This is a genomic window from Romboutsia sp. 13368, from assembly GCF_018336475.1.
Classification (GTDB): Bacteria; Bacillota; Clostridia; order Peptostreptococcales; family Peptostreptococcaceae; genus Romboutsia.
This window is the reverse complement of record NZ_CP048741.1, coordinates 1097562-1098081: the sequence shown is the minus strand read 5'-3', so window position 1 is coordinate 1098081 and position 520 is coordinate 1097562. Positions and strand designations below refer to the sequence as shown.

At 27.3% G+C, this 520-nt stretch carries 1 protein-coding gene; it reads right to left on the bottom strand.

Annotated features, from left to right (window positions below):
- Positions 1 to 70 precede the first annotated feature (70 nt).
- On the bottom strand, positions 71 to 520 hold a 450-nt coding region (locus G3997_RS04465), incomplete at its 5' end, for a type I restriction enzyme endonuclease domain-containing protein (RefSeq protein WP_296648729.1).

Genomic DNA, 520 nt, shown 5'->3' with positions numbered 1-520 from the left:
TAATCACCCCTTTTGGTTAACTATATCCTCATAAACTTCTATATATTCTATAGCTGATTTTTTCCAACTACTATCTGTATTCTATTGTTTTTAATAACTCATGCTTAAAATCTACTAAAGCCTCTAATAYTTCAAATACATCTTTTTCATCATTACGGTTATTATACTTTTCTATTATCTTTTGTAGTTTTTCACTAAATGCTCTACTTACAATAATATTCTTTTGCTTTACTTGTTCTACTTTATCCTTCATAGCTCTCATTAATATGTTAGTTGCTATATTCTTTTGAGGTAACGCTCTTARCTTATTTATATTATCTTCATTTAATAAATCAAAAGTCTCTTGTGAGCCTGCACTAGTTAAAACAATTACCTCATCACCTAYTATAGCYTCTTCTAGCATCTTTGATATTCTAGCATTTACTTCTTTTAAATCAGGCTTTCCAGTTCTTGTTGTTTTCATAATAAAAGATCTTATTGCCATAAAGAATGCTATTTCATCTTTAGTTTTCTTTGATAA